Source organism: Altibacter sp. HG106 (assembly GCF_028561755.1).
Taxonomy (GTDB): Bacteria; Bacteroidota; Bacteroidia; order Flavobacteriales; family Flavobacteriaceae; genus DFVG01.
In genome coordinates this window covers 326,885-352,743 of the sequence record NZ_JAQQTD010000005.1, presented here as the reverse complement: position 1 = coordinate 352,743, position 25,859 = coordinate 326,885, and the positions used below count along the sequence as shown (strand labels likewise).

25 protein-coding genes are annotated in these 25,859 nt (G+C 44.6%); 18 read left to right on the top strand and 7 right to left on the bottom strand.

All coding sequences use genetic code 11. The features are described from left to right. The first annotated feature begins 152 nt into the window (after positions 1-152). Both PO830_RS10775 and PO830_RS10770 read left to right on the top strand, forming a co-directional pair. A complete protein-coding gene (locus tag PO830_RS10775; protein WP_272853573.1) occupies positions 153-797 on the top strand; it encodes a hypothetical protein in 645 nt (214 codons plus the stop codon). A gap of 282 nt (positions 798-1,079) precedes the next feature. Then, positions 1,080-1,736: a peptidoglycan-binding protein LysM gene (locus tag PO830_RS10770; RefSeq protein ID WP_272853572.1), complete on the top strand. Its 657-nt coding sequence runs from the start codon at positions 1,080-1,082 to the stop codon at positions 1,734-1,736. A gap of 5 nt (positions 1,737-1,741) precedes the next feature. On the opposite strand, the gene PO830_RS10765 is transcribed toward PO830_RS10770, so the two are convergent. The 4 genes from PO830_RS10765 to dnaA are packed head-to-tail and all read right to left on the bottom strand — an operon-like array spanning position 1,742 to position 5,811. After that, the gene (locus tag PO830_RS10765; protein WP_272853571.1) at positions 1,742-2,455 is read right to left on the bottom strand and encodes an SAM-dependent methyltransferase; all 714 of its coding nucleotides are present in this window, start codon (positions 2,453-2,455) and stop codon (positions 1,742-1,744) included. A 2-nt stretch (positions 2,456-2,457) separates the two neighbouring features. Then, a complete protein-coding gene (locus PO830_RS10760) occupies positions 2,458-3,840 on the bottom strand; it encodes a PQQ-dependent sugar dehydrogenase (RefSeq protein WP_272853570.1) in 1,383 nt (460 codons plus the stop codon). A gap of 48 nt (positions 3,841-3,888) precedes the next feature. Beyond that, positions 3,889-4,344: a low molecular weight protein-tyrosine-phosphatase gene (locus tag PO830_RS10755; protein WP_272853569.1), complete on the bottom strand. Its 456-nt coding sequence runs from the start codon at positions 4,342-4,344 to the stop codon at positions 3,889-3,891. 39 nt (positions 4,345-4,383) lie between these two features. Then, the gene (gene dnaA, locus PO830_RS10750) at positions 4,384-5,811 is read right to left on the bottom strand and encodes a chromosomal replication initiator protein DnaA (RefSeq protein WP_272853568.1); all 1,428 of its coding nucleotides are present in this window, start codon (positions 5,809-5,811) and stop codon (positions 4,384-4,386) included. Positions 5,812-6,015: 204 nt separating this feature from the next. Between dnaA and PO830_RS10745 the strand changes: the two genes are divergently transcribed. Further along, positions 6,016-6,417 (top strand): acyl-CoA thioesterase, encoded by a 402-nt coding sequence (locus tag PO830_RS10745; protein ID WP_272853567.1) that lies wholly within the window; start codon positions 6,016-6,018, stop codon positions 6,415-6,417. On the opposite strand, the gene PO830_RS10740 is transcribed toward PO830_RS10745, so the two are convergent. The 3 genes from PO830_RS10740 to ribD are packed head-to-tail and all read right to left on the bottom strand — an operon-like array spanning position 6,418 to position 8,937. Continuing rightward, complete coding sequence (locus PO830_RS10740) at positions 6,418-7,038, bottom strand: IMPACT family protein (RefSeq protein ID WP_272853566.1); 621 nt, start codon at positions 7,036-7,038, stop codon at positions 6,418-6,420. A 1-nt stretch (position 7,039) separates the two neighbouring features. Next, positions 7,040-7,912 carry a DMT family transporter gene (locus PO830_RS10735; protein WP_272853565.1) on the bottom strand — a complete coding sequence of 291 codons (873 nt, stop codon included), beginning with the start codon at positions 7,910-7,912 and terminating at the stop codon, positions 7,040-7,042. Beyond that, positions 7,909-8,937 (bottom strand): bifunctional diaminohydroxyphosphoribosylaminopyrimidine deaminase/5-amino-6-(5-phosphoribosylamino)uracil reductase RibD, encoded by a 1,029-nt coding sequence (gene ribD / locus PO830_RS10730; protein ID WP_336375872.1) that lies wholly within the window; start codon positions 8,935-8,937, stop codon positions 7,909-7,911. Before ribD ends, PO830_RS10735 begins: the two co-directional genes overlap by 4 nt. Before the next feature lie 48 nt (positions 8,938-8,985). Here ribD and PO830_RS10725 point away from each other — a divergent pair, with 48 nt between their 5' ends. The 15 genes from PO830_RS10725 to PO830_RS10655 all read left to right on the top strand — a co-directional run bounded on the left by PO830_RS10725 (position 8,986) and on the right by PO830_RS10655 (position 25,850). Further along, positions 8,986-9,471 (top strand): GNAT family N-acetyltransferase, encoded by a 486-nt coding sequence (locus PO830_RS10725; protein WP_272853563.1) that lies wholly within the window; start codon positions 8,986-8,988, stop codon positions 9,469-9,471. A 1-nt stretch (position 9,472) separates the two neighbouring features. Next, entirely contained in the window at positions 9,473-10,315 is an 843-nt protein-coding gene (prmC, locus tag PO830_RS10720; protein WP_272853562.1) for a peptide chain release factor N(5)-glutamine methyltransferase, read from the top strand. Continuing rightward, the gene (locus PO830_RS10715; protein WP_272853561.1) at positions 10,312-10,902 is read left to right on the top strand and encodes a TIGR00730 family Rossman fold protein; all 591 of its coding nucleotides are present in this window, start codon (positions 10,312-10,314) and stop codon (positions 10,900-10,902) included. The genes prmC and PO830_RS10715 overlap by 4 nt, the downstream gene beginning before the upstream one ends. A gap of 43 nt (positions 10,903-10,945) precedes the next feature. Further along, positions 10,946-12,937 carry an NAD-dependent DNA ligase LigA gene (ligA, locus tag PO830_RS10710; RefSeq protein WP_272853560.1) on the top strand — a complete coding sequence of 664 codons (1,992 nt, stop codon included), beginning with the start codon at positions 10,946-10,948 and terminating at the stop codon, positions 12,935-12,937. A gap of 58 nt (positions 12,938-12,995) precedes the next feature. Beyond that, positions 12,996-13,511: a DUF6913 domain-containing protein gene (locus tag PO830_RS10705; protein WP_442870096.1), complete on the top strand. Its 516-nt coding sequence runs from the start codon at positions 12,996-12,998 to the stop codon at positions 13,509-13,511. Further along, positions 13,511-14,392, top strand: coding sequence for a 4-hydroxy-tetrahydrodipicolinate synthase (gene dapA / locus PO830_RS10700; protein ID WP_272853558.1), 882 nt, complete (start codon positions 13,511-13,513; stop codon positions 14,390-14,392). The genes PO830_RS10705 and dapA overlap by 1 nt, the downstream gene beginning before the upstream one ends. 92 nt (positions 14,393-14,484) lie before the next feature. Beyond that, positions 14,485-15,297, top strand: coding sequence for an outer membrane protein assembly factor BamD (locus PO830_RS10695; protein WP_272853557.1), 813 nt, complete (start codon positions 14,485-14,487; stop codon positions 15,295-15,297). 15 nt (positions 15,298-15,312) lie between these two features. Further along, the gene (locus PO830_RS10690) at positions 15,313-15,648 is read left to right on the top strand and encodes a DNA-directed RNA polymerase subunit omega (protein WP_272853556.1); all 336 of its coding nucleotides are present in this window, start codon (positions 15,313-15,315) and stop codon (positions 15,646-15,648) included. 5 nt (positions 15,649-15,653) lie between these two features. Then, entirely contained in the window at positions 15,654-16,865 is a 1,212-nt protein-coding gene (gene coaBC, locus PO830_RS10685; protein ID WP_272853555.1) for a bifunctional phosphopantothenoylcysteine decarboxylase/phosphopantothenate--cysteine ligase CoaBC, read from the top strand. Continuing rightward, complete coding sequence (gene porD, locus PO830_RS10680; RefSeq protein ID WP_272853554.1) at positions 16,858-17,748, top strand: type IX secretion system protein PorD; 891 nt, start codon at positions 16,858-16,860, stop codon at positions 17,746-17,748. The genes coaBC and porD overlap by 8 nt, the downstream gene beginning before the upstream one ends. A 71-nt stretch (positions 17,749-17,819) precedes the next feature. Continuing rightward, entirely contained in the window at positions 17,820-19,472 is a 1,653-nt protein-coding gene (gene recN / locus PO830_RS10675) for a DNA repair protein RecN (protein WP_272853553.1), read from the top strand. A gap of 61 nt (positions 19,473-19,533) precedes the next feature. Continuing rightward, complete coding sequence (locus PO830_RS10670; RefSeq protein WP_272853599.1) at positions 19,534-20,352, top strand: enoyl-ACP reductase FabI; 819 nt, start codon at positions 19,534-19,536, stop codon at positions 20,350-20,352. Positions 20,353-20,523: 171 nt separating this feature from the next. After that, positions 20,524-23,808, top strand: coding sequence for a proprotein convertase P-domain-containing protein (locus tag PO830_RS10665; protein WP_272853552.1), 3,285 nt, complete (start codon positions 20,524-20,526; stop codon positions 23,806-23,808). A 72-nt stretch (positions 23,809-23,880) separates the two neighbouring features. After that, positions 23,881-24,882, top strand: a complete 1,002-nt coding sequence (locus tag PO830_RS10660) for a glycosyltransferase (RefSeq protein WP_272853551.1) — start codon at positions 23,881-23,883, stop codon at positions 24,880-24,882. A gap of 11 nt (positions 24,883-24,893) precedes the next feature. Then, the gene (locus tag PO830_RS10655; RefSeq protein WP_272853550.1) at positions 24,894-25,850 is read left to right on the top strand and encodes a hypothetical protein; all 957 of its coding nucleotides are present in this window, start codon (positions 24,894-24,896) and stop codon (positions 25,848-25,850) included. Positions 25,851-25,859 lie beyond the last annotated feature (9 nt).

The following is a 25,859-nucleotide window of genomic DNA, read 5'->3' as shown; positions in this document are numbered from 1 at the left end:
GAGAAAGCGTATAACGTTCTTAAAAATATTATTGCGCAGACATTGAATAATTCGAGTGGACATATTGTTCACGCAATTATGTCTACTTAGAATTTATTTCCCTTTGGCACGAAGCCTTAGGGCAATAATTATAATTCTAAAATAAGTAGAACATGGCAAAACGTTTTATGAAATTGTCTGTGCTGCTGCTGGTAGCTACGTTTGTAGCCACCGGGTTTTCTGCCAAAAAAGCAGAAACTTTCAGCAGTTCAATGTTTAAGTTAAATGTTATCGGTGAACTTGCCTATGTTCCTGATATAATTGATTTAGACATGAGTCCCCAGCAGAATGTTCCTTTTGTTGGGAAGTCTTACCTTGGATTTTGTGAGGACCTCGGCTTTAGTGAGAGCAGTGGAAATTACAGAGCTGTGAACAGATTGGGTTACGCAGGTAAATACCAATTTGGTCGTTCTGCCCTTGATTGGGTAGGTATTCGTAGTCGCAGTAAATTCTTACAATCCCCTTTGTTGCAGGAACAGGCGTTAGAAACGCTAATTTCCCTGAATAAATGGGTGTTACGAGATTATATTGCAGCTTACGACGGCCAAGTAGTGAATGGTGTTAAAGTAACCGAATCGGGCTTAATTGCCGCAGCTCATTTGGGGGGAGCCGAAAATGTAAAAAGATTTTTGGAGAGTAATGGTGATAACATTTTTGCAGACGCTAACAATGTACCGATCACAAAGTACATGACGAAGTTCGCGCACTATGACCTATCATCAATTCTCCCCGATCCAAATGCCAAGGTGGCATTATAATTATTGAAAAAATCAGGTTGACAGCCTGATTTTTTCATTTTACACCTTTTCCTACACATGATGCTAGACATTTCGAATTGAGCATGATCTTCCTTAGTTTTTATAGTACTCCTGTAACAAATTACTGGATACTCCGTCTTTACATTGTTTGATGTGACGGGCTACACTACAGCGAATGCTGGGTTTTAACATTTTTTAACTACCTGAATATCAAATTTGTAAAATTTATCGTACTTTTGCGCGCTGAAATTAGAACGTTATCAGGTTCTTAATTTTAACTATATGAAAACTAAAATAATCGTTTTTTGTGGAATTATGGCTGTCATCATCCAGTTCTCTATGGGGTTCTCGGCAGATAACAGTACAATTGATCTCTCAAAGTATCGTGTAGATGACATGGAGTTGTTTTATACGGTGCCGAACGAAGACGAGGTGTTAAAGGTTGTTAAAAAACCGACGCGCCCATTCGAACTTTATTTAGGGAATACCTATTTTGGCTTTAAAGAAGCGCTCGGATTTAAAGAATCCCAAGGAGATTACTCCGTGGTAAATCCGTTTGGATACATGGGGAAATATCAATTCTCTGCCAGTACGCTGGAAATGATTGGTATCTATGATGCGACCGACTTTTTATCGGACACTCGATTACAGGAAGCTGCCTTTGATGCTTATACCTCTCGCAACAAATGGATTTTACGTCGTGATATCAAACGTTTCGTAGGGAAGAAGATTAATGGGGTACGGGTTACGGAGTCTGGTATACTGGCCGCAGCCCACTTGGCGGGAGCTGGGAACGTAAAAAAGTACCTTCGTAGCGGCGGGGCGCATGCCTTTAGCGATGCCTTTGGAACCACCATTGGATATTATTTGAAGAAGTTTAGCGGGTTCGATATGACACCGATTCTTCCGAATCAGCGCCCGAAAGTTCGATTGCTCTAAGAAACTTATTTCTGAAGGATAAATAAAGTGGGTCTCTTGTTGAGATCCACTTTTATTTTGGCCCATTCTGAGACGGTGGCTGTTTTGATGTATTCCGAGGGTAGGGTGATGTCGCAAGCCACGCAAATCTGAGTGTCGGGATGCAATACAGACATCATACTTTCCAGCAGTTGATTGTTTCGATAAGGAGTTTCTATAAACAACTGAGATTGTGCCTCTTCTTGCGAGCGTTTCTCCAAGCGCTTCAAGGCTTTCTTCCGCTCTTGCTTGTCAATAGGCAAATACCCATTGAAGGCAAAATTCTGTCCGTTGAAACCGCTTGCCATCATTCCCAATAGTAGAGAAGAAGGGCCTACCAGGGGCACCACTTTAATTCCCTGGCGATGGGCAGATTGTACCACCAGCGCACCGGGATCGGCGATTCCAGGACACCCGGCATCACTAATGACGCCCACATCAAGTCCTTCTAAGCAGGGGGATAACATCTCCGGGATTTCCAAGGGATCAGTAAATTTGTTGATCATCGATATGCGAAGATCGGGTTGCGATTTTCTAGGGACAATACTTTTGATAAAGCGTCGCGCTGTTTTTTCATGTTCTACGATATAATGATCAATATGCTCTACCGCTTTTTTTACGAGCAGTGGCAACACCTCCAGGGGAGGAGTTTCCCCAAGAGTACACGGAATAAGGTATACGTTTCCTTTGGGCGCTTCCACGATTAACGGACCACTAGTTTTTTTACGATCGAGGCCCCAGAGTCTAAGGTGACCCGTACAAAATAAATGCCCGTGGCCAAAGAAGCCGTAGTAACAGTTATTTCTTCGGAAGAAATATCGCTCCTTTCCATCATGCGATTTCCCTGAACACCGGTAATCACGACGCGCTCCATTACGCCTTGCGAAACTGACAGGGTAACACGATCTGATGTTGGATTGGGATAAAGCGCTACGGAAGTATTCACAACGTCCTCCACCCCAAAAGTGGCCTCCATTTGATACACCCCCCCATTCAAATCAATAATATAAAGTTCGTTGTTCACATCTTCTCCGAAAGACACCCAAAAACCAGGAAAGCCATCGTATTCGGTAAGGGTGCCACTATCATCTACCGTTCCGATAAAACCACCGGTAAGGTCGGCGAAAAAATACAGGCCTTCCATGGCCGGATAGGTATCTCCACGATAAACATAGCCTCCTGTAACCGCCTGATTCCCCGAACCAGTAGAGGAGGAGTATTCTGCAATTGGAAAGGTTAACTCAGAAGGGTCAGGACATCCCGAGGTGTTGAACGGATCGGATCCTTCATAGCACCGCCAGCCGTAGTTTAGACCCGCTTCGGTGCTTCCGGCTCGATCGATCTCTTCAACATCTCCTTGCCCTACATCGCCAATCCATATATCTCCGGTATCAGCATCAAAAGAAAACTTCCACGGATTCCGAAGTCCATAAGCCCAAATTTCCTCTGCCTTCGAGGGATCTCCTGCGAAAGGATTATCCGCCGGAATACTATAATTCTCGCCACCTGAAGGCGTGTCGATATCAATTCGCAGCATTTTTCCGAGTAATAATTCAGTATTCTGCGCGCGATTGTTGGTGTCGCCACCTCCGCCACCATCACCAGATGAAATGTAGAGATAGCCGTCGGGTCCAAAGGCCAAACATCCTCCATTGTGATTGGATTGCGGTTGGTCAAAACCAAGGATAGGAAGCTCACTCCCCGGATCGGCGACGTCAGGATCGCCAGTACTTACCGAAAAACGAGACACTTGAGTATCTCCGGCGGTATCGGTATAATTTACATAGAAGAACCCGTTCGTATCATAGTCTGGGTGAAAGGCCAATCCTAAGAGTCCGCGTTCCCCTCCAACTGAAATCTGTCCCGAGAGATCTAAAAACGGAACGGCGTTTACCGAACCATCATTGTTTAGAATTCGAATCAATCCGCCCTGTTCAACAACGAACAAGCGGTCATCGCCGGCATGTTGCAGGTTTAGGGGTGAAGAAAATTCATCAGAAACCAGCGTTAGGCTGAGGTCGATGGACTGTGCATGTAGCAGCGTAGCACAAAAAAGTAGTAGGGGTAGGGTCAAGGCATGTTTCATAACGAGTGTCTTTTTTCTAAAAATACGCAAAAGGGATGTAATATGAAACTAGAGGCGTGCCGCAATTTTGGTACACGCTTTTTCCAACATGTCATATACCTGATCGAAACCGCGATCGCCCCCATAATAAGGGTCGGGCACATCTACGTGTTCCTCAGGAAATAGTTCTTCCAATATCATCTGTACTTTTTCTTTCGCTTCTTCGGAAGGCGCCATGGCGAGTACATCGCTCTTGTTGGAAGCATCCATCACAAAAATATGATCGAACGCATCAAAATCGGATACTTTAAATTGCCGACCGCGTTGGTCGGTAATGTCCAGTCCGTTTTTCTTAGCTACTGCGATACTTCGCGGGTCGGGTTGTTCGCCCACATGCCAGCCACCGGTACCAGCGGAACGGACTTCCACTTCGTTGCTATTCACTTTTGATCGCAAAATGCCTTCCGCTAGGGGAGAACGACAAATATTGCCTAGGCATACCATCAAGACGTTTATTTTCTTCATAGGAGTAAAAATAAAAAACCGACACTAGGTCGGTTTCTATTATAAGGTTAATTTTTTATTGAGGTCTTCTACATATTTCCGGAATTGCTTGTCGGTACTCGAAAGATTGTCGACCGTTTTACAAGCATGAAGTACCGTTGCATGGTCACGCTGACCGATTTGAGAACCGATAGAAGCTAAGGACGCCTTGGTAAACTTCTTTGCAAAAAACATGGCCAGTTGGCGTGCTTGAACGATGTGACGTTTTCTAGTTTTCGATTGTAGCGTCTCCACATCCATTTGGAAATACTCGCTCACCACTTTTTGAATATAATCGATAGATACTTCGCGCTTGGTGTGCTTTACGTAATTGTCAACGATCTTTTTAGCGAGATCAATAGTGATTTCTCTTTTGTTGAACGAAGAGTGAGCGATCAAGGAAATGATGGCGCCTTCCAACTCGCGAATATTGGTTTTAATATTATTGGCCAAAAACTCGATTATATCTTCCGGCATTTCCACGCCATCGCGATAGAGTTTATTCTTAATAATCGCAACCCGTGTATCGTAATCTGGGTGATTGAGCTCGGCAGATAGTCCCCATTTGAAGCGAGACAGCAACCGTTGTTCAATATCGATCATATCTACCGGAGCCTTGTCACTGGTTAAAATGACCTGCTTCCCATTTTGATGCAAATGATTGAAAATATGAAAAAATACATCTTGTGTTCCCGCTTTTCCGGAAAGCAATTGGATGTCATCAACGATCAAAACATCAATAATTTGATAGAAATGGATAAAATCGTTTCGATTGTTCTTTTTAACCGATTCGATGTATTGTTGTGTAAATTTTTCCGCGGAAATATATAATACCGTCTTCTCTGGGTACTTTTCTTTGATCTCAACGCCAATGGCATGCGCCAAATGGGTTTTTCCTAAACCCACTCCGCCAAAAATCAATAGCGGATTAAAGGAGGTGCCGCCGGGTTTGTTGGCAACCGCCATTCCCGCTGAGCGCGCCAAACGATTCGATTCACCTTCTAGAAAGCTATCGAAATTATAGTTGGGGTTCAACTGGCTCTCGATCTTGACATTTCGGATGCCCGGAATGACAAACGGATTTTTGAGCTCAGGACTTTTGTTTTTTACTGGAACATCTACTTCTTGGGAACGGACTTGAGATCGATCGGCACTTGGAATGCGTTCGGTAAACGGTTGTTTGTTCCCGTAGGTGTTTTCCATCTTGATGATGTACACCAATTTAGCTGTTTTACCCAATTCTTTTGTGAGTGCTACCTTGAGCAATTTTACATAGTGCTCTTCCAACCACTCGTAAAAGAATTTACTAGGAACCTGAATGCTTAGCGCGTTGTCCGTAAGTTTCACCGCTTTGATGGGCTCGAACCAGGTCTTGTATGCTTGTGAGGTTATATTATCTTCAATAAAAGCCAAACAATTTTTCCAAACCGATTCCGCAGTTTTGCCCATAGTGAAATTAGTAGATATTCAGTTAGTTATTATAGAAGGTTAGGGAGATAGAAAAGGTCTTTTCTAACATTTCCTTAACAGTGCAAATATGTGAACAAAATATTTAAAAAAAAAACGGAAACCCTATTGATTATCTTGTTTTTTTTTCGCAATATGTTGCTACTTCAAACATACAAAAAACCAACCACTCTTTCTCTTTAAATCTTGAAAAATAATAGAACAAAATTACGTGTGCGTTACGGCGAGACCGATCAAATGGGCGTGGTGTACTATGGTGCCTATGCCGAATATTTAGAACAGGGAAGGACCGAATGGCTTCGTGCGTTAGGCTTTTCCTACAAGTGGATGGAGGCCAATAACATTCTGCTTCCAGTGACCGAACTCCACATTAACTACAAGTTACCCGCACGTTATGATGACATTATTACAATAACCACAAAACTCAAGAAAGAACCCACGGTTAAAATTGAATTTGACTATGAAATTCACAATGAAGAAAACGAGTTATTAATCACTGCAAGTACCACCCTGGTATTCGTGGATGCCGAGAGCAGAAAATTGAGAAAGGCACCCGACTATCTGCTCCAAAAGCTTACGAGCTCCTAGTTATTCCTCCACCTTTTTAATAGTAACCTTGTACATCTCAGAAAAGAGCTCGAACATGTGAGCCGCCTCTGTTTTCCGAACGCTAATGTGAAAGCGGCACGTCAGATGCATATCTTGCTCGAGTATGTCAATTTGGTGTTCTTTTAAAGTTCTCATTACGAGGTCCATTTCGGGATATTCAAAGCTGAGTAGGAATTCTTCATCGATGGTACGGGTGACTATTTTTGCAGCTTCTAAGGCGTATTGAGCTCCAGTTTTATACGCTTGTATGAGTCCGCCTACGCCCAACTTGGTGCCTCCAAAATAACGGACTACCACCACCAAAGTATTGGTTAGATCAAAAGCTTGTAATTGTCCGTAAATAGGCATGCCTGCGCTGTTGTTGGGTTCACCGTCATCATTCGCTCTGTAATGTTCGTAGGCTTTTCCCAGTTGCCAGGCATAACACCAATGCCGCGCATTATAATGCGTTTTCTTCACTTCTTCAATACGTTCTTTGATGATTTCTTCGGAAGTGACCGGAAAAGCAAACCCATAGAACTTACTGCCTCTATCTTTGAAAATCGCACCTTCAGACGGCGCTGCCAGGGTTCGGTATTGATCGGCTTTGCGTTCTTCCATATTACAATTTAGTTACTGCGACCAGGATAATACTTACGATGGCCAAGGCGATCCCAAGCCAATTCTTCGGAAGCAATCGTTCTCTAAACAATGCGATTCCGAGGAGGGTCGAGCACATGACGATAGCCACGTTGTTGACGGTGAAAATACCCGAACTTTCCAAAATACCACTTCGAAGGGCTTTTACTAAAAAGTAGATGGAAAAGTAATTTGGTACTCCTAATGCGAGTCCGCCCAAAACATTTTTCCAGGTGAAGGAAAAGGTACCTTTGAAGTATTGTGCACCCACGATGATGAGTCCGATGACCGCGGCTGCGGCAAAAATGGTTGCTGAGAAAAGCGGTACTTCATCGTTGGCTACATATCGATCTTCCAAAAATTTGATGCTGGTATCAATGATGCCACTGCCAAGGAATACCAGAATGGGAAAGATCAAATTCTTTTTTTGAACGTGGAGGCCCTCTTTGTTCTTTATTGAGGCTAAATATACCGCTACCAGCGCCAACACGATCCCGATAGCTTTGAAGACGCCCAGTTGCTCTTTGTAGTAAAGGAGTCCGAATACAATCGGCACTACCACACTCATCTTCGTCGCTACCGAAACCACCGAGAGTCCGCTTCGCTGAGTGGTAATGGCCATTAAGTTGAATATGAGTATAAAAAGGGCCCCTAATCCTAAGGTAAAATAGAACCAACCCCGTTCTGGAATGGCTGCCAGAGATAGCGCCCCCTCATACCCAACAAGGCCGCAGCTACAGGCTACTACATAGTTCACCACAATGGCGTGCAGGGTGTTTATTTGAAACCGATCAAATAATTTGAACACCACAAAAATGAGGGTAGACGCTAGAATGCTTAAAATTAAATAGATCAAGAAGCGCTGTTTTTGTAGTGATGTAACCAGTCGGGACCGATGCCGGTAGTTTTTATTTTGTTTCCACGGAAGGTGGGAGCGGGCATTCCCGATTCAAAGCAAGTCGCTCCTTCGTACACCCAGGCTTCATCCCAGGCTTCGTCATCAATAAATTGCTGAAGCGTTTGTGCACCTCCTTCCACGATCAGGCTTTGTACGTTTTGTTCAAAAAGCATTTCCAATAGTTGTTTCGGAAGCGGTTTGGAGAAGTCGAGACGTCGGTAGGTTACCTTTTCGGTATTCGCGACTTGTTTTTCCGTGCAGACGATGGTAGAGGTACCCCCATTAAATAGGGTAGCGGAGGAAGGTAGTCGCAAGGTTCTATCGAGCACTATCCGTACGGGATTAAGCCCTTTCCAGTGTCGCGTGGTGAGGCTGGGGTTGTCTTTTTCTGCCGTGGTAGTACCTACTAGAATGGCTGCCTCCTGAGCTCTTTGCTGGTGTACCTGCTGTTGTGCCAGCGGTTGTGTGATCCACTCCGGTGCTTTTGTGGTTCGTTTCTTGTCTGGTGGAGCGATGAAGCCATCACGAGTTTGCGCCCACTTTAAAAACACATAGGGTCGTTGTTGCTGCTGAAAGGTAAAAAAACGCTTGTTAAGCACTTCGCATTCTTCTGCCAGAACCCCAACAGTAACCTCGCATCCTGCTTTTTTCAATCGGTCTATCCCGCGTCCGGCAACCTTCGGATTTGGATCGGTGGTTCCTACCACCACCTTTTTGATGCCTTTTTCGATAATCAAATCAGCGCAGGGAGGTGTTTTTCCGAAGTGGCTACAGGGTTCGAGATTCACAAACAAGGTCGCTTTCGAAAGATCATTCTGAGGAGCTACGCTCTGAATGGCAACGACTTCAGCATGTGCCTTCCCGGCGGCAAAATGCCAGCCTTCACCAATGATCTTATCATCGCATACAATCACACTTCCCACCAAGGGATTCGGGTAGGTAGTACCCAATCCGTTTTTTGCCAATTGGATACAGCGATTCATGTATTTTTCTTGTAATTTCACCGCGTAAAAGTACAAGTAATTAGCCAAATGATCACTCCTACCTTACGGCCTATTCAGAAAAAAGACAACCTTGAGATCGCCAAGGTGATTCGTACTGTGCTTATCGAACACGGCGTTCCTAAAGTAGGAACCGCCTATGCCGATAAAGCCTTAGATGAGATGTTCGAGACCTATCAAAAAGAACGCGCTACCTACTTCGTAGTGGAAGAGAATGGAACGCTCATAGGTGGCGCGGGCATTGCTCCTTTAGATAATTACGATGGCAATGTGTGTGAATTGCAAAAGATGTACTTTCTGAAAGCGGCGCGCGGTCGTGGAATCGGTCAGACCATGATGAAACTGTGTCTTTTAGAAGCACGGAAATACGGTTTTGAATCCTGCTATCTAGAAACCATGCCCAACATGGAGAATGCTCAAAAGTTATATCAATTGGCGGGTTTCGAATATATTGATGGTCCCATGGGTAATACCGGACACCATGCCTGTCCTGTGCATATGATAAAAACCTTATAGGGTGCAACTGCGAGAACTTCAAAAACACTTTGAAACCAGACTGCTAGAACAGTATCCGGAAGAAGAAGTCACCACTTTTTTTGCCTGGCTCACAGAAGCGTATTTGGGCTGGAATCGATTTGAGGCTTCTCTCCATAAAGAGTCGGAAATTTCAGAAGCGCAGCAGCAGCAGTTTGAAGAAGCGTTACACCGACTCGCACGCTTTGAACCCATACAACACATTTTAGGATCCACAGAATGGATGGGAATGGAGCTGAAGGTAAATAAGCACACGTTAATTCCCCGTCCTGAAACCGAGACTTTGGTACGCTGGATAGCTGAGGACACTAAAGAAGTACCTGGCAGCATCCTTGACATAGGGACCGGGAGTGGTTGCATCGCCATCGCACTCGCCAGGCACTGGCCGGAAGCTGCAGTAGCGGCGATAGATGTTTCAGAAGCGGCGCTTACAATCGCCGCTACCAATGCTAGTTCACAGGAGGTAGTCATTTCGTTTCAGCAACTAGATATTTTACAAGAAACATCTCTGCCAGCCCAATATGACATCATCGTGTCGAACCCACCGTATGTAAGACATTCCGAAAAAGCCCGGATGAAACCCAACGTACTCCGCTATGAACCCGCATCAGCGCTATACGTAGAAGATGAGGATCCGTTGCTGTTTTACCGAAAAATCGCACAACTTGCCATCCTACATTTAACAGCTTCTGGAGCACTCTATTTCGAGATTAATGAGTATCTTGGAAGTGAATTGATACAAGAACTAAAAACTATTGGTTTTCAAGAGGTTGTGTTGAGAAAAGATCTATTTTCAAAGCCTCGAATGATTCGCTGTAGCCTATGAGTAGATTACATCACATTTGTGTTTTTTGCGGCAGTAGTGAAGGCAATGATCCTGTCATTACGGAGTCGGCTATTTCTTTAGGGAAGGTATTGGCTTCGGAAGGAATTACCTTGGTCTATGGCGCTGCCAAAATCGGGATCATGGGAGTTCTTGCGAAAACGGTACTCGATTACCATGGCCGCGTGGTAGGTATTATTCCGGAATTTCTGAAAAAGAAGGAAGTGGTTCATTTGGGACTAACCGAACTCGTTACCGTGGAGAGCATGCACGATCGTAAATTGTTGATGCAACAACGAAGCGATGGTTTTATCGCGTTGCCGGGAGGTTTGGGTACCTTAGAGGAGCTTTTTGAGATCATCACCTGGCTCCAATTAGGGCTGCATGCCAAGCCCATAGGATTGCTCAATGTCAATGGATTTTACGATGCCCTATTGTCACAGTTAGAGCACATGGTGCGCTCCGGTTTTGTTACCATGGAGACCTACGAGTTGCTCTTGGTAGCTCCTACCGTAGAAGGATTATTAGAAAAAATGGATGCCTTTAAACCTCCGCAACAACCCCATTGGCTGAATGAAGAACGTTCGTAATTTGCCGGTAGGGTACTTGCGATAAAATACTATTTTTGTGTTCATGAAAATAGCCGATCAGATCCAGCAACTTCGCGAAGAATTACGCCAACATAATTACCAATACTACACACTCGACGCCCCAACGATTTCCGATTACGAATTCGATCAAAAACTGAAAGCGCTGCAAGCGTTAGAAGAAGCGCATCCCGAATTTGAGGACCCAAACTCGCCCACTAAACGAGTAGGGGGTACGGTCACAAAAAACTTCAACACGGTGACGCACACCTTTCGTATGTACTCGTTGGATAATTCGTATTCTAAGGATGATCTGGAAGATTGGGAAAAGCGAATTAAAAAACGGGTAGAAGGTCCGGTGGAATACACCTGTGAACTTAAATACGACGGAGCCTCGATTAATTTGACCTATGAAAAAGGACAATTAGTTCGTGCGGTCACCCGAGGCGATGGCGTCCAGGGCGACGAGGTGACCGCCAACGTTAAGACCATCAATTCGGTGCCCCTACATTTACAAGGAGATTTTCCGGAAACTTTTGAGATTCGCGGGGAGATTGTCTTGCCGTTTGAAGGCTTTACACAAATGAATGCGGCCCGCGTAGAAGCCGGGGAGGAGCCGTATCGAAATCCGAGAAATACGGCCTCCGGAAGTTTGAAACTACAAGACAGCGCCGAAGTTGCGAAGCGACCGCTGGACTGTTTACTCTACAGTATTAAAGCGGAAAAATTAACGATTGCTACTCAGTTTGAAAGTTTAGAAAAAGCGCGTTCCTGGGGATTTAAGGTGCCAAAGGAAGCCAAGCTGGCGAAGAACATGGAAGAAGTCCTGGCCTTTGTTACCTACTGGGACCAGCACCGTCACGACCTGCCTTATGAGACCGATGGAGTGGTCATCAAAGTTAATAGCTTACAGCAGCAGGAGGAATTGGGATATACTTCCAAAGCGCCGCGTTGGGCCATGGCGTACAAGTTCAAGGCAGAACAGGCACGTACCCAACTAGAAGCTATTACCTATCAGGTGGGGCGTACCGGAGCCATCACTCCGGTTGCGAATTTAGCGCCTGTTACGCTCGCCGGAACGGTCGTAAAGCGAGCGTCGTTGCACAACGCCGATCAGATTGCGAAACTGGATGTTCGAGAAGGCGATACGGTCTTTGTGGAAAAAGGAGGCGAGATCATTCCCAAGATCGTAGGTGTTGATTTTCAGGAACGAGATCCGGAAAGTTCGCCCACGGCGTATATTGAGACATGTCCTGAATGTGGAACCGCCTTGGTGCGAGCGGAAGGAGAAGCCCTGCATTATTGTCCGAATGCGGCAAGTTGTCCGCCACAGGTCGTGGGACGGATTCAGCACTATATTTCCCGAAAGGCAATGGATATTGAAGGCTTGGGCAGTGAAACGGTTACTTTGCTGGTAACCCATCAGTTAATAGAAAATTACGCCGATCTCTACACACTCACGGTGGAACAGGTACTTCCGTTGGAGCGTATGGCTGAAAAAAGCGCGAATAACTTGATTGAGGGGATTGAGGCCTCGAAAAAAATTCCGTTTGAGCGGGTGCTTTTCGCGCTGGGAATTCGGTATGTCGGAGAAACGGTCGCCAAGAAACTTGCGAAGCACTTTAAGACCATCGAGGCCTTGATGGGGGCTTCCGAAGCGCAGTTGGTAGCTGTTGACGAAATTGGTGATCGGATTGCAGCAAGTGTAGTGGCCTTTTTTGCTTCCGAAGAGCATCGAGAAATAGTGAATCGACTTAAAACGTATGGCGTTCAGTTGGCTATTTCCGAAGAAAAACTGGCGAACCAAACCGATCTTTTACAAGGGAAGACGTTTGTGGTTTCCGGAGTTTTTGAGATGCCTCGAAATACCTTAAAGAAACTGATTGAAGACAATGGCGGTAAAGTCTCCGGAAGCATTTCAGGAAAAACTTCGTATGTGGTCGCCGGAGAAAATATGGGGCCAAGTAAAAAGGCAAAGGCCGAGAATCTGGGTATCCCTGTAATTTCTGAGGATGATTTTATGCAAATGATCCGTTAAAGGCATACGGAAGTAGCCGCTTTCCTGTATTTTTGTTCACGAAGCACCGTAGCACACCATGTTTGATAGTTTAAAACGAAAGGCGATACAGAGGCAAACGCGCCAATTGTTAGAAAAACGAGATACTTCTCACATCAATGATCCTCTAAAAACCTTGGGGTTTTTGGTGCACGAAGGCATGTTCAACGAGTTGGAGACGCTGCAGGAAAGTTGGCAGTTTTTTGAATTGCAGCCGAAGGATGTCAAGGTGTTTTCTTTTTTGGAAGTAAAAAAATCGGCCCCTAGCTTACGAAGCAATCAAATGACCAATAAGGACGTAAGTTGGAAGGGTGTCATTAGCAATGTAAATGCCGTAGAATTTCTCGATCGACCGTTTGATGTGTTGGTAGGATATTATGCGGGAACACAACCGATGCTAGACCTGATGATGTCGCGAAGTAAGGCCAAATTTAAAGTAGGGTGTAAAGGAGGGACTCCCGGTATTTATGATCTGTTGTTAGACATTGCTCCCGAACAGAACGCCTTGTTTTTGGAAGAGCTAAAAAAATATATGATTGTTTTAAATAAATTATGATGAATGAATTGAAAGGAACCGGAGTCGCCCTAATCACACCGTTTACAGCGAATGGAAGCGTGGATGTGAAGGCATTACAAAACATCGTGCGCTATCAAGTTGATAATGGTATTGATTATCTGGTGTTACTAGGAACCACTGCCGAGAGCGCTACGTTGACGACAGCTGAAAAGAAAACAGTAATAGAAACAGTGGTGGAAGCAAATGCGGGAGAATTACCTCTGGTGTTGGGCATCGGCGGAAATAACACGCAAGCCGTGATAAACACAATAGAAGCGACGGACCTGTCGCCCTTTACGGCCCTACTTTCGGTGTCTCCCTCCTACAACAAACCTACGCAAGAAGGGATCTATCAACATTTTAAACACATTGCTCAAGCGTCGCCACTTCCTATCATTTTATACAATGTACCTGCCCGTACCGCGAGTAATATGTTGCCCGATACGGTGATTCGCCTGGCAACGGATTTCCAAAATATTGTGGCCATAAAAGAAGCGGCGGGAGACTTGGTACAAGCCATGCGTATGATCGCCGGAACGCCAGATGCATTCATGGTGATCTCGGGAGACGACATGCTAGCGCTTCCTATGACATTGGCCGGGGGAAGTGGTGTGATCTCGGTAATCGGCCAAGGCTTTCCGAAGGAATTTTCAGAAGCGATACGCTTGGGTTTAAAAGGCAAGGTGGCCAAAGCCTATGCATTGCATTATCAACTAGCGCCGGCCATTGATTACATTTTTGCCGAAGGGAATCCGGCTGGTATTAAAGCCGTGTTTCAAACGCTCGGATTATGCGAATCGGGAGTACGGCTGCCATTAGTGCCTGCTTCGGAAGGATTGCAGCAAAGAATCGCCGCCTTTGTGAAGGACTTCTCCGTCTAAAATTTGCTGTGGGACGCACAATAATCCCCCCTAATAATAAGTTTTTATAATACGCTTTAATTCCTTATTTTTGCACGATGTTTTTGAATTCTATGAGAAGCCTATTGTTTTTCCTTTTAGTGGCAGTGATGTTCGGGTCTTGCAGCAAATATCAGTCGGTCTTACGAAGTGAGAGTCCGTCTGAAAAATACGCCTTTGCGGATAGCTTGTATGAGATTGGAAAATACAAGAAGGCACTGAAGCTCATGGAGCAAATTGTGCCGATCTACCGCGGGAAGCCTCAGGCAGAACCGTTAATGTTCCAATATGCCAATACCTTCTACCAATTAGAAGATTACTATTTGGCCGGCTATCAGTTTGATCGATTTAAGACGTCTTATCCTCAAAGCGACAGTGCGGAGGTGGCTGCGTATAAATCGGCTAAGAGCTACTATCAACTATCACCTCGTTTCAGTTTAGATCAGGAAGAAACCAACACGGCGCTTGAAAAGTTACAGGAGTTTGTTAACACCTATCCCGAATCTCCTTATCGCCCTGAAGCGAATGAATTGGTAGTGGAGCTCCGTCAGAAGCTAGAGAAGAAAGACATTGAGGTTGCCGAGCAGATGTTAGAATTAGGAGATTACCTTGGAAGTTTCAGACCGGCCATTGAGAGCTTTGAAAATTTCATTTCAGACCATCCGGGTTCTATCTATAGAGAGCAAGCCGCGTTCGGAAAGTTGAAAGCCACCTATTTATTCGCTATTAACAGTCTGCCTTCCTTAGTACAGGAGCGACTTGAAGAAGCGAAAAACGAGTATAATTCATTTACAAAATATTATCAAGAAGGCGAGTACGGAGAAGAAGCCAATCAAATTTTGGAGGCGATCAATGAAGGTCTCGCAGCACAACAACCTACAAGTTAAAAGAGCAGTATCATTATGAGCGACGTAAAAAATTCTGAAGCCCCTATCAATACGGTAACGATCGATAAGAATCGTGTAGACGACCCTACAGACAACATCTACGAGGCAATTTCTATTATTGCAAAGAGAGCGGTACAGATCAATTCTGATATCAAAAAGGAACTCCTTGAAAAATTAGATGAGTTCGCTACGTATAACGATAGTTTAGAAGAGATCTTCGAGAATAAAGAACAAATTGAAGTTTCTAAATTCTACGAGCGTTTGCCGAAACCGCATGCCATCGCGATCCAAGAGTGGTTAGAAGATAAAATCTATCACCGAAACACTCAGGAAGACCTGGAAAACCAATAAGAAACATGTCGGTTTTAAGCGGTAAAAAAATACTCCTTGGCGTAACTGCCGGTATTGCTGCCTATAAAGCCGCCTTCTTAGTGAGATTACTGGTGAAAAAGGGCGCTGATGTGCGTGTCGTTATGACTCCGGCTGCCAAAGACTTTGTCACACCACTGACCCTATCCACCCTCTCGAACAACGAAGTTTGGTCAGATTTTGTTTCCGAAGAACGAGAGGGTGCTACCTGGAACAACCACGTAGAACTAGGTTTGTGGGCCGATTTGTTTGTGATCGCTCCGGCCACGGCCAATACGCTTTCCAAGATGGCCCAAGGCACCTCAGACAATCTATTATTAGCTACCTATCTTTCGGCCAAATGCCCCGTTTATTACGCGCCGGCCATGGATCTTGATATGTACGCGCATCCTTCTACCCAACATTCTTTTGAAACCCTGACCTCCTTCGGAAACATTCAAATTCCAGCAGAAGAGGGCGCGCTGGCCAGCGGACTTGTAGGAAAGGGACGTATGGCAGAACCGGAAAACATCGTTTCCTTTTTGGAAACGGACCTTCGTTCAAAACTTCCGCTTCGAGATAAAAAAATACTAGTAACAGCAGGTCCTACCTATGAAGCCATCGACCCCGTGCGTTTTATTGGCAATCATTCCAGCGGTAAGATGGGGTATGCGATTGCTTCCAAGGCGGCCACGCTGGGTGCTGATGTAGTGTTGGTGTCAGGACCCACGACTCTCGAATTAAATCACGACCACATCACGGTAGTACGTGTGGTTTCCGCAGCCGAAATGTACTCCGCCGTTCACGACCACAAAACAAATTGTGATATTGCCATTTTAAGTGCTGCCGTAGCCGATTTTCGACCTAAGCAGGTGGCTTCAGAAAAGATAAAAAAGAAGGCTTCTGGCATGTCGCTCGAACTAGAACGAACTCAAGATATTTTGGCTTCCTTGGGTGCAGAGAAAGAAAACATGATCTTAGTGGGGTTCGCGATGGAAACCGAGAACGCACTCGAAAATGCAAAAAGCAAACTCAAAAAAAAGAATTTAGATTTAATTGTGCTAAATTCGCTCAAAGACGAGGGCGCGGGATTTCAGGGAGATACCAACAAGATAACTTTGATAGACTATCACAATAATGTAGTATCTTTTGAAGTTAAACCAAAGGCCGAGGTGGCTAACGATATTTTTAAATATATACTGGATCAATTTTATGCGTAATTTTTTACTCACCCTACTATTTCTAGGTACTATTGCTGGCGCGCAGGCGCAAGAATTAAATGCTTCTGTAGTTATCGATGCTGTTCAAACCGGGCAGCCAAACCTTCAGGTGTTTAGAACCTTAGAACAACAGCTTACCGAGTTTTTGAATCAAACGCAATGGACCAATCGAGTGTATAAAAACCAGGAGCGCATCGATTGTAATTTCTCGATTATTATTTCGAGCTTTGAAAGCACCACCTTTCTGGCTTCCCTACAAATTCAGGCGTCGCGACCGGTGTATGGCTCTACGTACGATTCGCCTATTTACAACTACAACGATCAACAGTTCAATTTTGATTATGTTGAATTCCAACCGTTGAACTTCAACCCGAACACCTTCAGCAGCAATTTAGTTTCGGTACTCGCATATCACGTGTATACAATCATTGGCCTGGATGCAGATACTTTTCAAGAGAATGGCGGCCTCGAATACTTTCAAACCGCAAAACAGATTGTAAATACTGCCAGTGCGTCGGATTTCGCAGGTTGGAAAGCCACGAGTGGAAGGCAGTCTCGCTTTCAGTATAATGATGCCATGTTATCGACCGTGTATGCTGAATTTCACACCGCGATGTACGACTATCATCGGTTTGGAATGGACAATATGACTTCCAATCAATTGGATGCCAAACAAAACATCATCCTTGCCTTAGAAAAACTGAAGAACATCAACGATCGACGTCCTAACTCGTTTCTCCTGAGAACGTTCTTTGATGCCAAGGCCGAGGAGATTGCCGGAATCTACGGCGGCGGGCCCAAGGTGGATATTACGCGTCTCACAGAAATATTGAACCGCATGGCGCCTACCAAAAACACCTTTTGGAGCGAAATTAAATACTAGGTATTTTTTTCTTGCGGCGGTGTAAAAACCCTTGTATTTTTACCTAGAAAGAGATCTAATTCTAGTACTGCTTGATTACACGCCTTACCATAAAAAACTATACCCTCATTGAAGATATTCAGGTGAATATGGAGGGCGGACTCACCATTATCACAGGTGAAACCGGAGCGGGTAAGTCGATTTTACTAGGAGCGCTCTCGTTATTGTTGGGAAAACGAGCCGACTTAAACAGCGCCAAAAATCCTGACAAGAAATGTGTTATTGAGGCCGAGTTTTCCATCGCCGAATACGATCTGGAACCACTATTCGTAGCACATGATATGGACTTCGACGCACATACTATTTTGCGTCGCGAAATCTTACCGGGCGGAAAGTCACGTGCTTTTGTGAACGATTCGCCGGTAACCCTACAACAATTGCAAGCCATTGGCCCTTATTTGATCGATATTCACAGTCAGCATGAAACCCTATCCTTAAACTCAGAAACCTTTCAGTTGGAAATGATCGATGCGGTTGCCAATACTTCAGCAATCGTAGCGCAATATCAACAGGAAAGACAGCGCTATCTTCAGGCGAGTACAGCCTTGGAAACACTTCGAGAACGACAGGCAGCCTCGTTAAAGGAGGCAGATTACAACACGTTTTTATTGAACGAACTTCAGGAAGCCCGCTTAGAAGGTGTCGATCAGGAAGCCTTGGAAGCAACCTATGAGAAGCTCAACAATTCAGAAAGCATTACTGAAGGACTGTCAAGAACGGTGCAGCTCTTCTCTCAGGAGCCAGCGGGAATCCTAGAAAATGCGAAGGAAGCGCGAAAAGAGCTCGCAAGGCTACAAGGTTTTGCCAGCGAATATCAGGAAGCCTGGGAGCGCATTCACAGTGTGATCATTGAATTAGAAGACCTGGAAGAAACCCTGGTACAGTTGGCGGAAGAAATCGAAAGCGACCCGCAAGCGCTTTACGATACGAACGCACAATTACAACGTATCCATCAATTGCAACAGAAACACGCGGTAGGGACGGTAGCGGAACTTGTTGCCATTCAGAAGGAGTTATCTGAGGCGCAGCACGAAACCGAAACCCTTGCCGAGAAAATAGAAAACGCGGTGCAAGAAGAGACCGAATGGAAATCTAAAGCAACCCGTACGGCAACCGAACTGGGAGAAAAGAGGCGAGCGGCCATTCCGGCACTTCAGGAAGAATTGATCGCTCTTCTTGGGGAACTCGGCTTGCCCAATGCGCAATTCGACTTTCATTTGGAACGTTCTGAAACCTTCAGAGAAATCGGGATGGATCACTTAGAATTACGCTTCTCGGCTAATAAAGGCAGCCGACTAGGCCCCTTGAAAAAAGTCGCCTCCGGCGGCGAATTGAGTCGGATTATGATGGCGATCAAAGCGATATTATCGCGATACAAGCACATGCCCACTCTTATTTTCGACGAGATCGATACAGGAGTTTCCGGAGAGATAGCGCAGCAAATGGCCAATTTGATGCAGCGCATGAGCGGAGAGATGCAGCTGTTGAGTATAACACACCTTCCGCAAATTGCCGCCAAAGGCACAAATCATTTAAAGGTTTTCAAAGAGGAAACGGCCACTACTACCATAACGCAAATGAAACGCTTAACGAAGGAAGAACGCATTGCGGAAATTGCAGAGATGATAGGAGGGAAGCAATTAAGCGATTCGGCCATTGCGCATGCGAAAGAATTATTGAATTAACGTATATTTGAACAACCAACTCCCACGAAAAGCGTGGGTTTCAGAAAAACTAGGATACGATATGTACAATTTATTGAAAGGAAAAAGAGGAATTATATTTGGGGCGCTAGACGAAAACTCTATTGCCTGGAAAACGGCCGAGCGAGTAAAAGAAGAAGGTGGGGCCTTTGTATTAACGAATGCGCCCATTGCGATGCGAATGGGAAAAATCAAAGAACTGGCTGAGAAGACCGAATCCGAAATCATTCCAGCAGATGCGACCAACTTGGAGGATCTGGAAAATTTGGTAAGCAAGGCCCAAGAAGTGTTAGGAGGCAAATTAGATTTTGTATTACACAGTATCGGAATGTCTGTAAATGTTCGAAAAGGCGTACATTACACTGAATCTAACTACGATTGGACACACAAAGGTTGGGACGTATCGGCGCTTTCCTTCCATAAGACCATGCAAGTGTTGTACAAACAAAATGCGATGAATGAATGGGGTAGTATCGTCGCGCTTACCTATATGGCAGCACAGCGCGTATTCCCCGATTACAATGATATGGCCGATAACAAAGCCTATTTGGAATCGATTGCACGCAGTTTTGGTTATTTCTTCGGAAGAGACAAAAAAGTACGCGTCAATACCATTTCTCAATCGCCTACACCCACCACCGCAGGGCAAGGGGTAAAGGGGTTCGATGGCTTTATCGCGTATGCGGACAAAATGTCTCCGTTGGGCAATGCCACCGCGATGGATTGTGCCAATTATACCATTTCCTTGTTTAGTGATCTTACCAAGCGGGTGACGCTTCAAAACTTATACAATGACGGTGGTTTCTCGAATATGGGAGTGAGTGATGCTGTCATGGAGCCCTTTTTAAAGCAGGAGGAATAACACCAATTGACATAACTAATATACTGAAGCCCATTGAAGAATGGGCTTTTTTGATGATGGTCGATGTTTTGAGAAGTACATCGGAAGAATAAATAAGTTGTTTAAATTCTTTTGTCATTCAGCATTTTTTGGATATTTTTAAGACTTATTAACTATAATTTAAATTTAATTATGAAAAGAATTACTCTGTTATGGTGCTTTTTGTTCTGTCTTGTGGGGACAATGAGTGCTCAAATAGCCTCGACTTCTTCTTCGGAAAAGGAAGAATTGCAAGCTGCGGCGAATCGACAAGGTACGCCTCAAGCCACCATTGGTGATATTCAGGCCAAATTGGCTGCGGCTAAGAATCATGTCGGTAGTATAATGGATGTTCTTTCTGAAGCGGAAGCGACGCGCCTAAGAGGACATTTCAGAATGCAAAATAGAAATCCGGAGGCGGATATTATTCCTACGGCCGGAGCAACCGAAACGTTTACTCCTGCAACAGGAGACTTCTTTTTTGATCCGGGAGGACCAGGAGGAGCTAACTCTGATGGAACTCCAGGAAACTACCCAAACTGTGGTTGTATTACAGTGACTACCTTGGAAGGGGTAGATGAAATTGACTTTATCGATTACGGTGTCAACAATACCTTCGATTGGTTGGTAATCTATGACGGAACCTCAACAGCAGATCCTGTTATTTTTGATAGTAGACCAGGGGACGTTGACGACCTTGCGGAATTAATTGCTGAATTTGGTGGTACGACGTTTAGTGGTACTTCTGGAGACCTAACGTTCGAGTTTAGCGCTTCCGCTGTGATCAACTACCTAGGTTGGGAAATTGAAATCCTATCCGCCGGTGGCGGTGGCGGTGGAGGCGGTGGAGGAACCGGTCCAACCGATTTCTACGTTGCGGAAATTTTCCCAGCAACCGCTCCATTTCCATTCGGAACGACTCCTATTGCAGGTCCATACGCCATTTCACCTATCGGACCTGGTTTGAATGAGCAGCCATTTGCTGATGATTTCGACGGAAGCGGAACCTTATATGCCTTAGACTTCCTTGCAAATCAACTAATTACTGTAGATACCTCAACTGGAACTTCTTCCGTAGTAGGTCCACTTACGAACTTGCTAGCGGCGCATACGGTAACAGGTCTCTCTTGGGACTTTACAACCGATACGATGTACGCTTCTAGTACCGATGGCGTGATCACACAATTGTATTCGGTAGATCTTTCTACAGGAACACTTACCACCATCGGATCGGGTACTGGGAACGCTCTTGGTATCTGGTTAGCGATCGATAATGACGGTAACGCTTTTATGGCGGATATCGGAGACGATAGCCTTTACTCTGTAGATTTAACTACAGGAACCTCTACCGTTATTGGTGCTTTGGGAATTGATATTTCATTTGCACAGGATGTAGCCTTCGATCACTTCGACAATACCCTATACATGGGCGGTTATTTGTTCTCTGGTGATAGTAACGTATATATCGTAGATACTGCTACAGGTGCTACTACGCTAGTGTACAACACAGCTGGTTCTGAATTAGGTATGTTCTCACTCGACGGAGTACCCGGAGGTGGTGGTGGAGGTCCTTGTGACACCTACGATTCTGCTGCGGTACCATTCGATATCGACGGTGGAGCTACCACTACAGCCGATTGTGCTGCTGCACCCAACCTAATTCCTGTAAACGTACCGGATTCTAATGTTATCGGTGGAAGTGTAATGATCGACAATGTAATGATCGACATCGCACACACTTGGTCTGGAGACCTTGAAATTTCATTAGTTTCTCCTGCTGGAACCGAATTATTGTTAAGTGACAACAATAGTGGTAACACAGACGACGCCTATAACGGAACTATGTTCCAGGATGGTGGTGCCGATATTACTGCAGCAACTGCTCCTTATGGTGCAGGTCCGTATGCTGCTGAAGGTGGTTCTTTCGCGGCTACGTTTGCAGGAGAAGATACTGCAGGTGATTGGCAATTGAAGATTTGTGATACGGCCAGTGGAGACTCTGGTACCGTAAATGCATTCTCCATTACTTTCTGTCCTACAAACGATCTTTGTGATAATGCATACGATCTAACGTGTGGTGACGTAGTAACTGGAAGCACTGCATTGGCTACCGACTCTGGTGGAAATGCGGCTCCAGATGTATTCTACGCCTTCACAGGTAGTGGTTCACAAGAAGCAGTAACACTTTCATTGTGTGATGGTGGAACGGATTACGATTCTGTACTACGCGTATTCACAGATTGTACCCTCACGGAAGAAGTAGCTTCTAACGATGACTCTTGTGGTCTTCAATCAGAGCTTACCTTTATTTCAGACGGAACTTCTACCTACTACGTAATGGTAGAAGGATTTAGTACCGCATCAGGTAACTTCAGCCTTGAAGCCACTTGTGGTCCTGTAACAGAAGATTTCTGTGAAGGAGCAATCGAGCTTAGCTGTGGAGATACCGTCACTGGAAATACGTCTGATGCAACAGTGGATAACTCTCCCGTATGTGCTACCGGAATTACTTCTCCAGGTGAGTGGTATGTATTTACAGATGACTTCGGATTCCCAAGCGATTATGTAGTTTCTCTATGTGATGGTGGAACCGACTATGATTCTAAGCTTACTGTATATACCGGTGACTGTGGTGACCTTGTGTGTGTAACTGACAATGATGACTCTTGTGGTCTTCAGTCGGAAGTAACCTTCACAGGTGACGGAAATAGCACGTACTATATCTTAGTTCACGGCTTTGGCGGTGCAACAGGTAACTACTCATTAAATGTAGACTGTATCCCAGTACCACCACCAAACGATATGATTGTGAACTCTATCGACGTAGATGATGCAGGTGTTCCTTATACCGATCCAGGTGTAGTAACTCCAGCGGCTACTACCGAAGGTGGTGTTCCAACAGATTGTGATATCTCTGGTGCTGCCGGTGTATGGTATAACATTACTCCATTTGGAGATGGAACCGTAACCGCAACTATTGATAATCCTTCTGGAACAAGTGTTGTTATTTGGTTTGAAGCTCCAGACGAGAATGCAACTGAAGATGACCTAGTGTTAGTAGATCAAACTGCTAACCAATGTCTTCCAGGTACGGAAACTACAATCAATACTACAGCAGGACAAACCTACTATGTATTTGTAGTGAATTCAGGAGATGCTACCGATATTATTATCGATGGTGAAAACCTAAGTACTGCAGACAATACCATTCAAGGGTTTGATTTCTATCCGAACCCTGCGAATGACATGATCAATCTACGATCTGTAGAGCCTATTGAAAGCGCTCAAGTATTCAATATCGTTGGTCAAAAAGTGATCGACCTAAATGTGAATGCGACTTCAGGTCAATTGAATGTTTCACAACTGCCAGTAGGTGCTTACATTATGCAAGTATCTGTTAATGGTCAGCTAGGAACGTACAAGATCATTAAGCAATAAGTTCTAAAACCTTAGAACCAAAAGCCATCTACCATGAGGTAGGTGGCTTTTTTTTTGACTATTTTTGACGGCATGAATCGCCGTTATTCATTTATCATTCCTGTGTACAATCGGCCGCAGGAAATTCAGGAATTGCTAGAGAGCGTTGCTGATGCCAAGTGGGATATTCCCTATGAGATCGTCATTGTTGAAGATGGCTCTTCGGAAACTTCCGAAGCTGTCGTGGCACATTATTCTGAACAACTTCCCATTTCTTATTATTTCAAGCCTAATTCGGGTCCCGGAGACTCCCGTAATTTTGGAATGAAGAACGCCAAAGGTGATTATTTTATCATATTGGATTCAGACATCTTAATGCCAAAACACTATTTACCAACCGTAGAAGCATTTTTAGCATCTCACTACGTAGATTGTTTTGGTGGGGCCGATGCTGCACACCCCAGTTTTAGTCCGTTACAAAAAGCGATCAACTTTGTCATGACATCTTTTTTAACCACGGGAGGAATTCGAGGAAAAGAACAACGCGTCAATTCTTTCGAACCACGAAGTTTCAATATGGGCATATCTAAAAAAGCCTTTGAAGCTACCGGAGGGTTTGGAAAAATTCACCCGGGAGAAGATCCCGACTTATCCCAGCGCATCAAGGCTAAGGGTTTTGAAACTGCTTTTATCCCCAATGCTGCGGTTTTTCACAAACGCCGTATTTCCTGGGAGAAGTTTCATCTACAGGTAAAGAAATTCGGACTCGTACGTCCGATTCTCACGTCTTGGCATCCCAAGAGTGCAAAGATTACGTATTGGTTTCCTACCTGGTTTATTGTATTTGTCATTAGCTCAGTACTACTCGCTGCCGGCATCCACTATTTTTTTGCAGTGCCATTATTGCTGTACGTACTAACCGTTTTTCTGCTTTCCACTCTTCAGAATAAAAGTGCCTACATTGGGCTACTTTCCGTGGCCGCCGTATTTGTTCAGTTTTTTGGATATGGTTGGGCCTTCCTTCGATCTACCTACCATATTCGTTGGTGCAAGAAAGATCCTAAAACACAATTTCCTCACTTATTTTTTGAGTAATTTTAGCGTTCATGAAGGACTCAAGAAAGCCGCGCAGAAGTTATAAGAACACCAAACCTCGAGTGTTCATCTTCTTTTTGATTTTAGCCATTGTATTTTGGATTCTTACCAAATTTTCTAAAGAAATCAATGGCAGCTCCTCCGTCATGCTTTCCTATGTTTCCATTCCGCAAGAAGTAATATTATCGGAGGCTTCTTCCGAAAAAATCACTTTTGATATCAGCGCCAATGGGTTCAAATTGTTGCTATTCAAGCTAAGACGCCCTGAAATACCCGTTTCAGTGAGCACCTATTTTGAGCAAGGTAAGGACAGCATTACGCTATCGAACGAACAGTTATTAGGCTTGATTCAACGTGAGTTGGGAAGTGATGTGGTGGTGCGAAACCTGCAACCAACTTCCGTACAAATCACCTTCGACCAAATGATTTCTAAGAAAGTGGCCGTAATGCCTATGACCGACATTGTATTTCGTGAAGGCTTTCAAGCTATTGATAGTGCTTATGCGATACCAGATTCTGTTTCGGTACGTGCGCCTAAAAGTTCTATCGATTCCTTAGGGACCGTTAGTACGTTGCCGCTAGAGGCACAGAATGTAGACAACGATCTATCAGAAACGGTTCGCCTGGACCTACCAGAACGCGAACATGTTACCTGGGATCCTGTGCAGGTGAAGGTTGCCCTCAAGGTGGCCGAGTTTGTGCAAAAGGAAGTAACAGTTCCCATCCAATTAATTAATGTGCCCTCAGATGTTTCGGTGAAGTTAGTTCCGGAAACCGTCTTACTTCGTATGAACCTTCCCATCAATGAGTTTCAGGAGGTCACCGCCAATGATTTTTCTGTGGTTTGTGACTATTCGAAACGAAATCGTGATGAAAACTTTATGCTTCCGGAATTGCTAAAAAAGCCAGATTGGCTGCGGAATGTCGAGTTTGAAGATAAAAAGATCGACTTTCTAATCTTTAAGTAAAAAGTGATG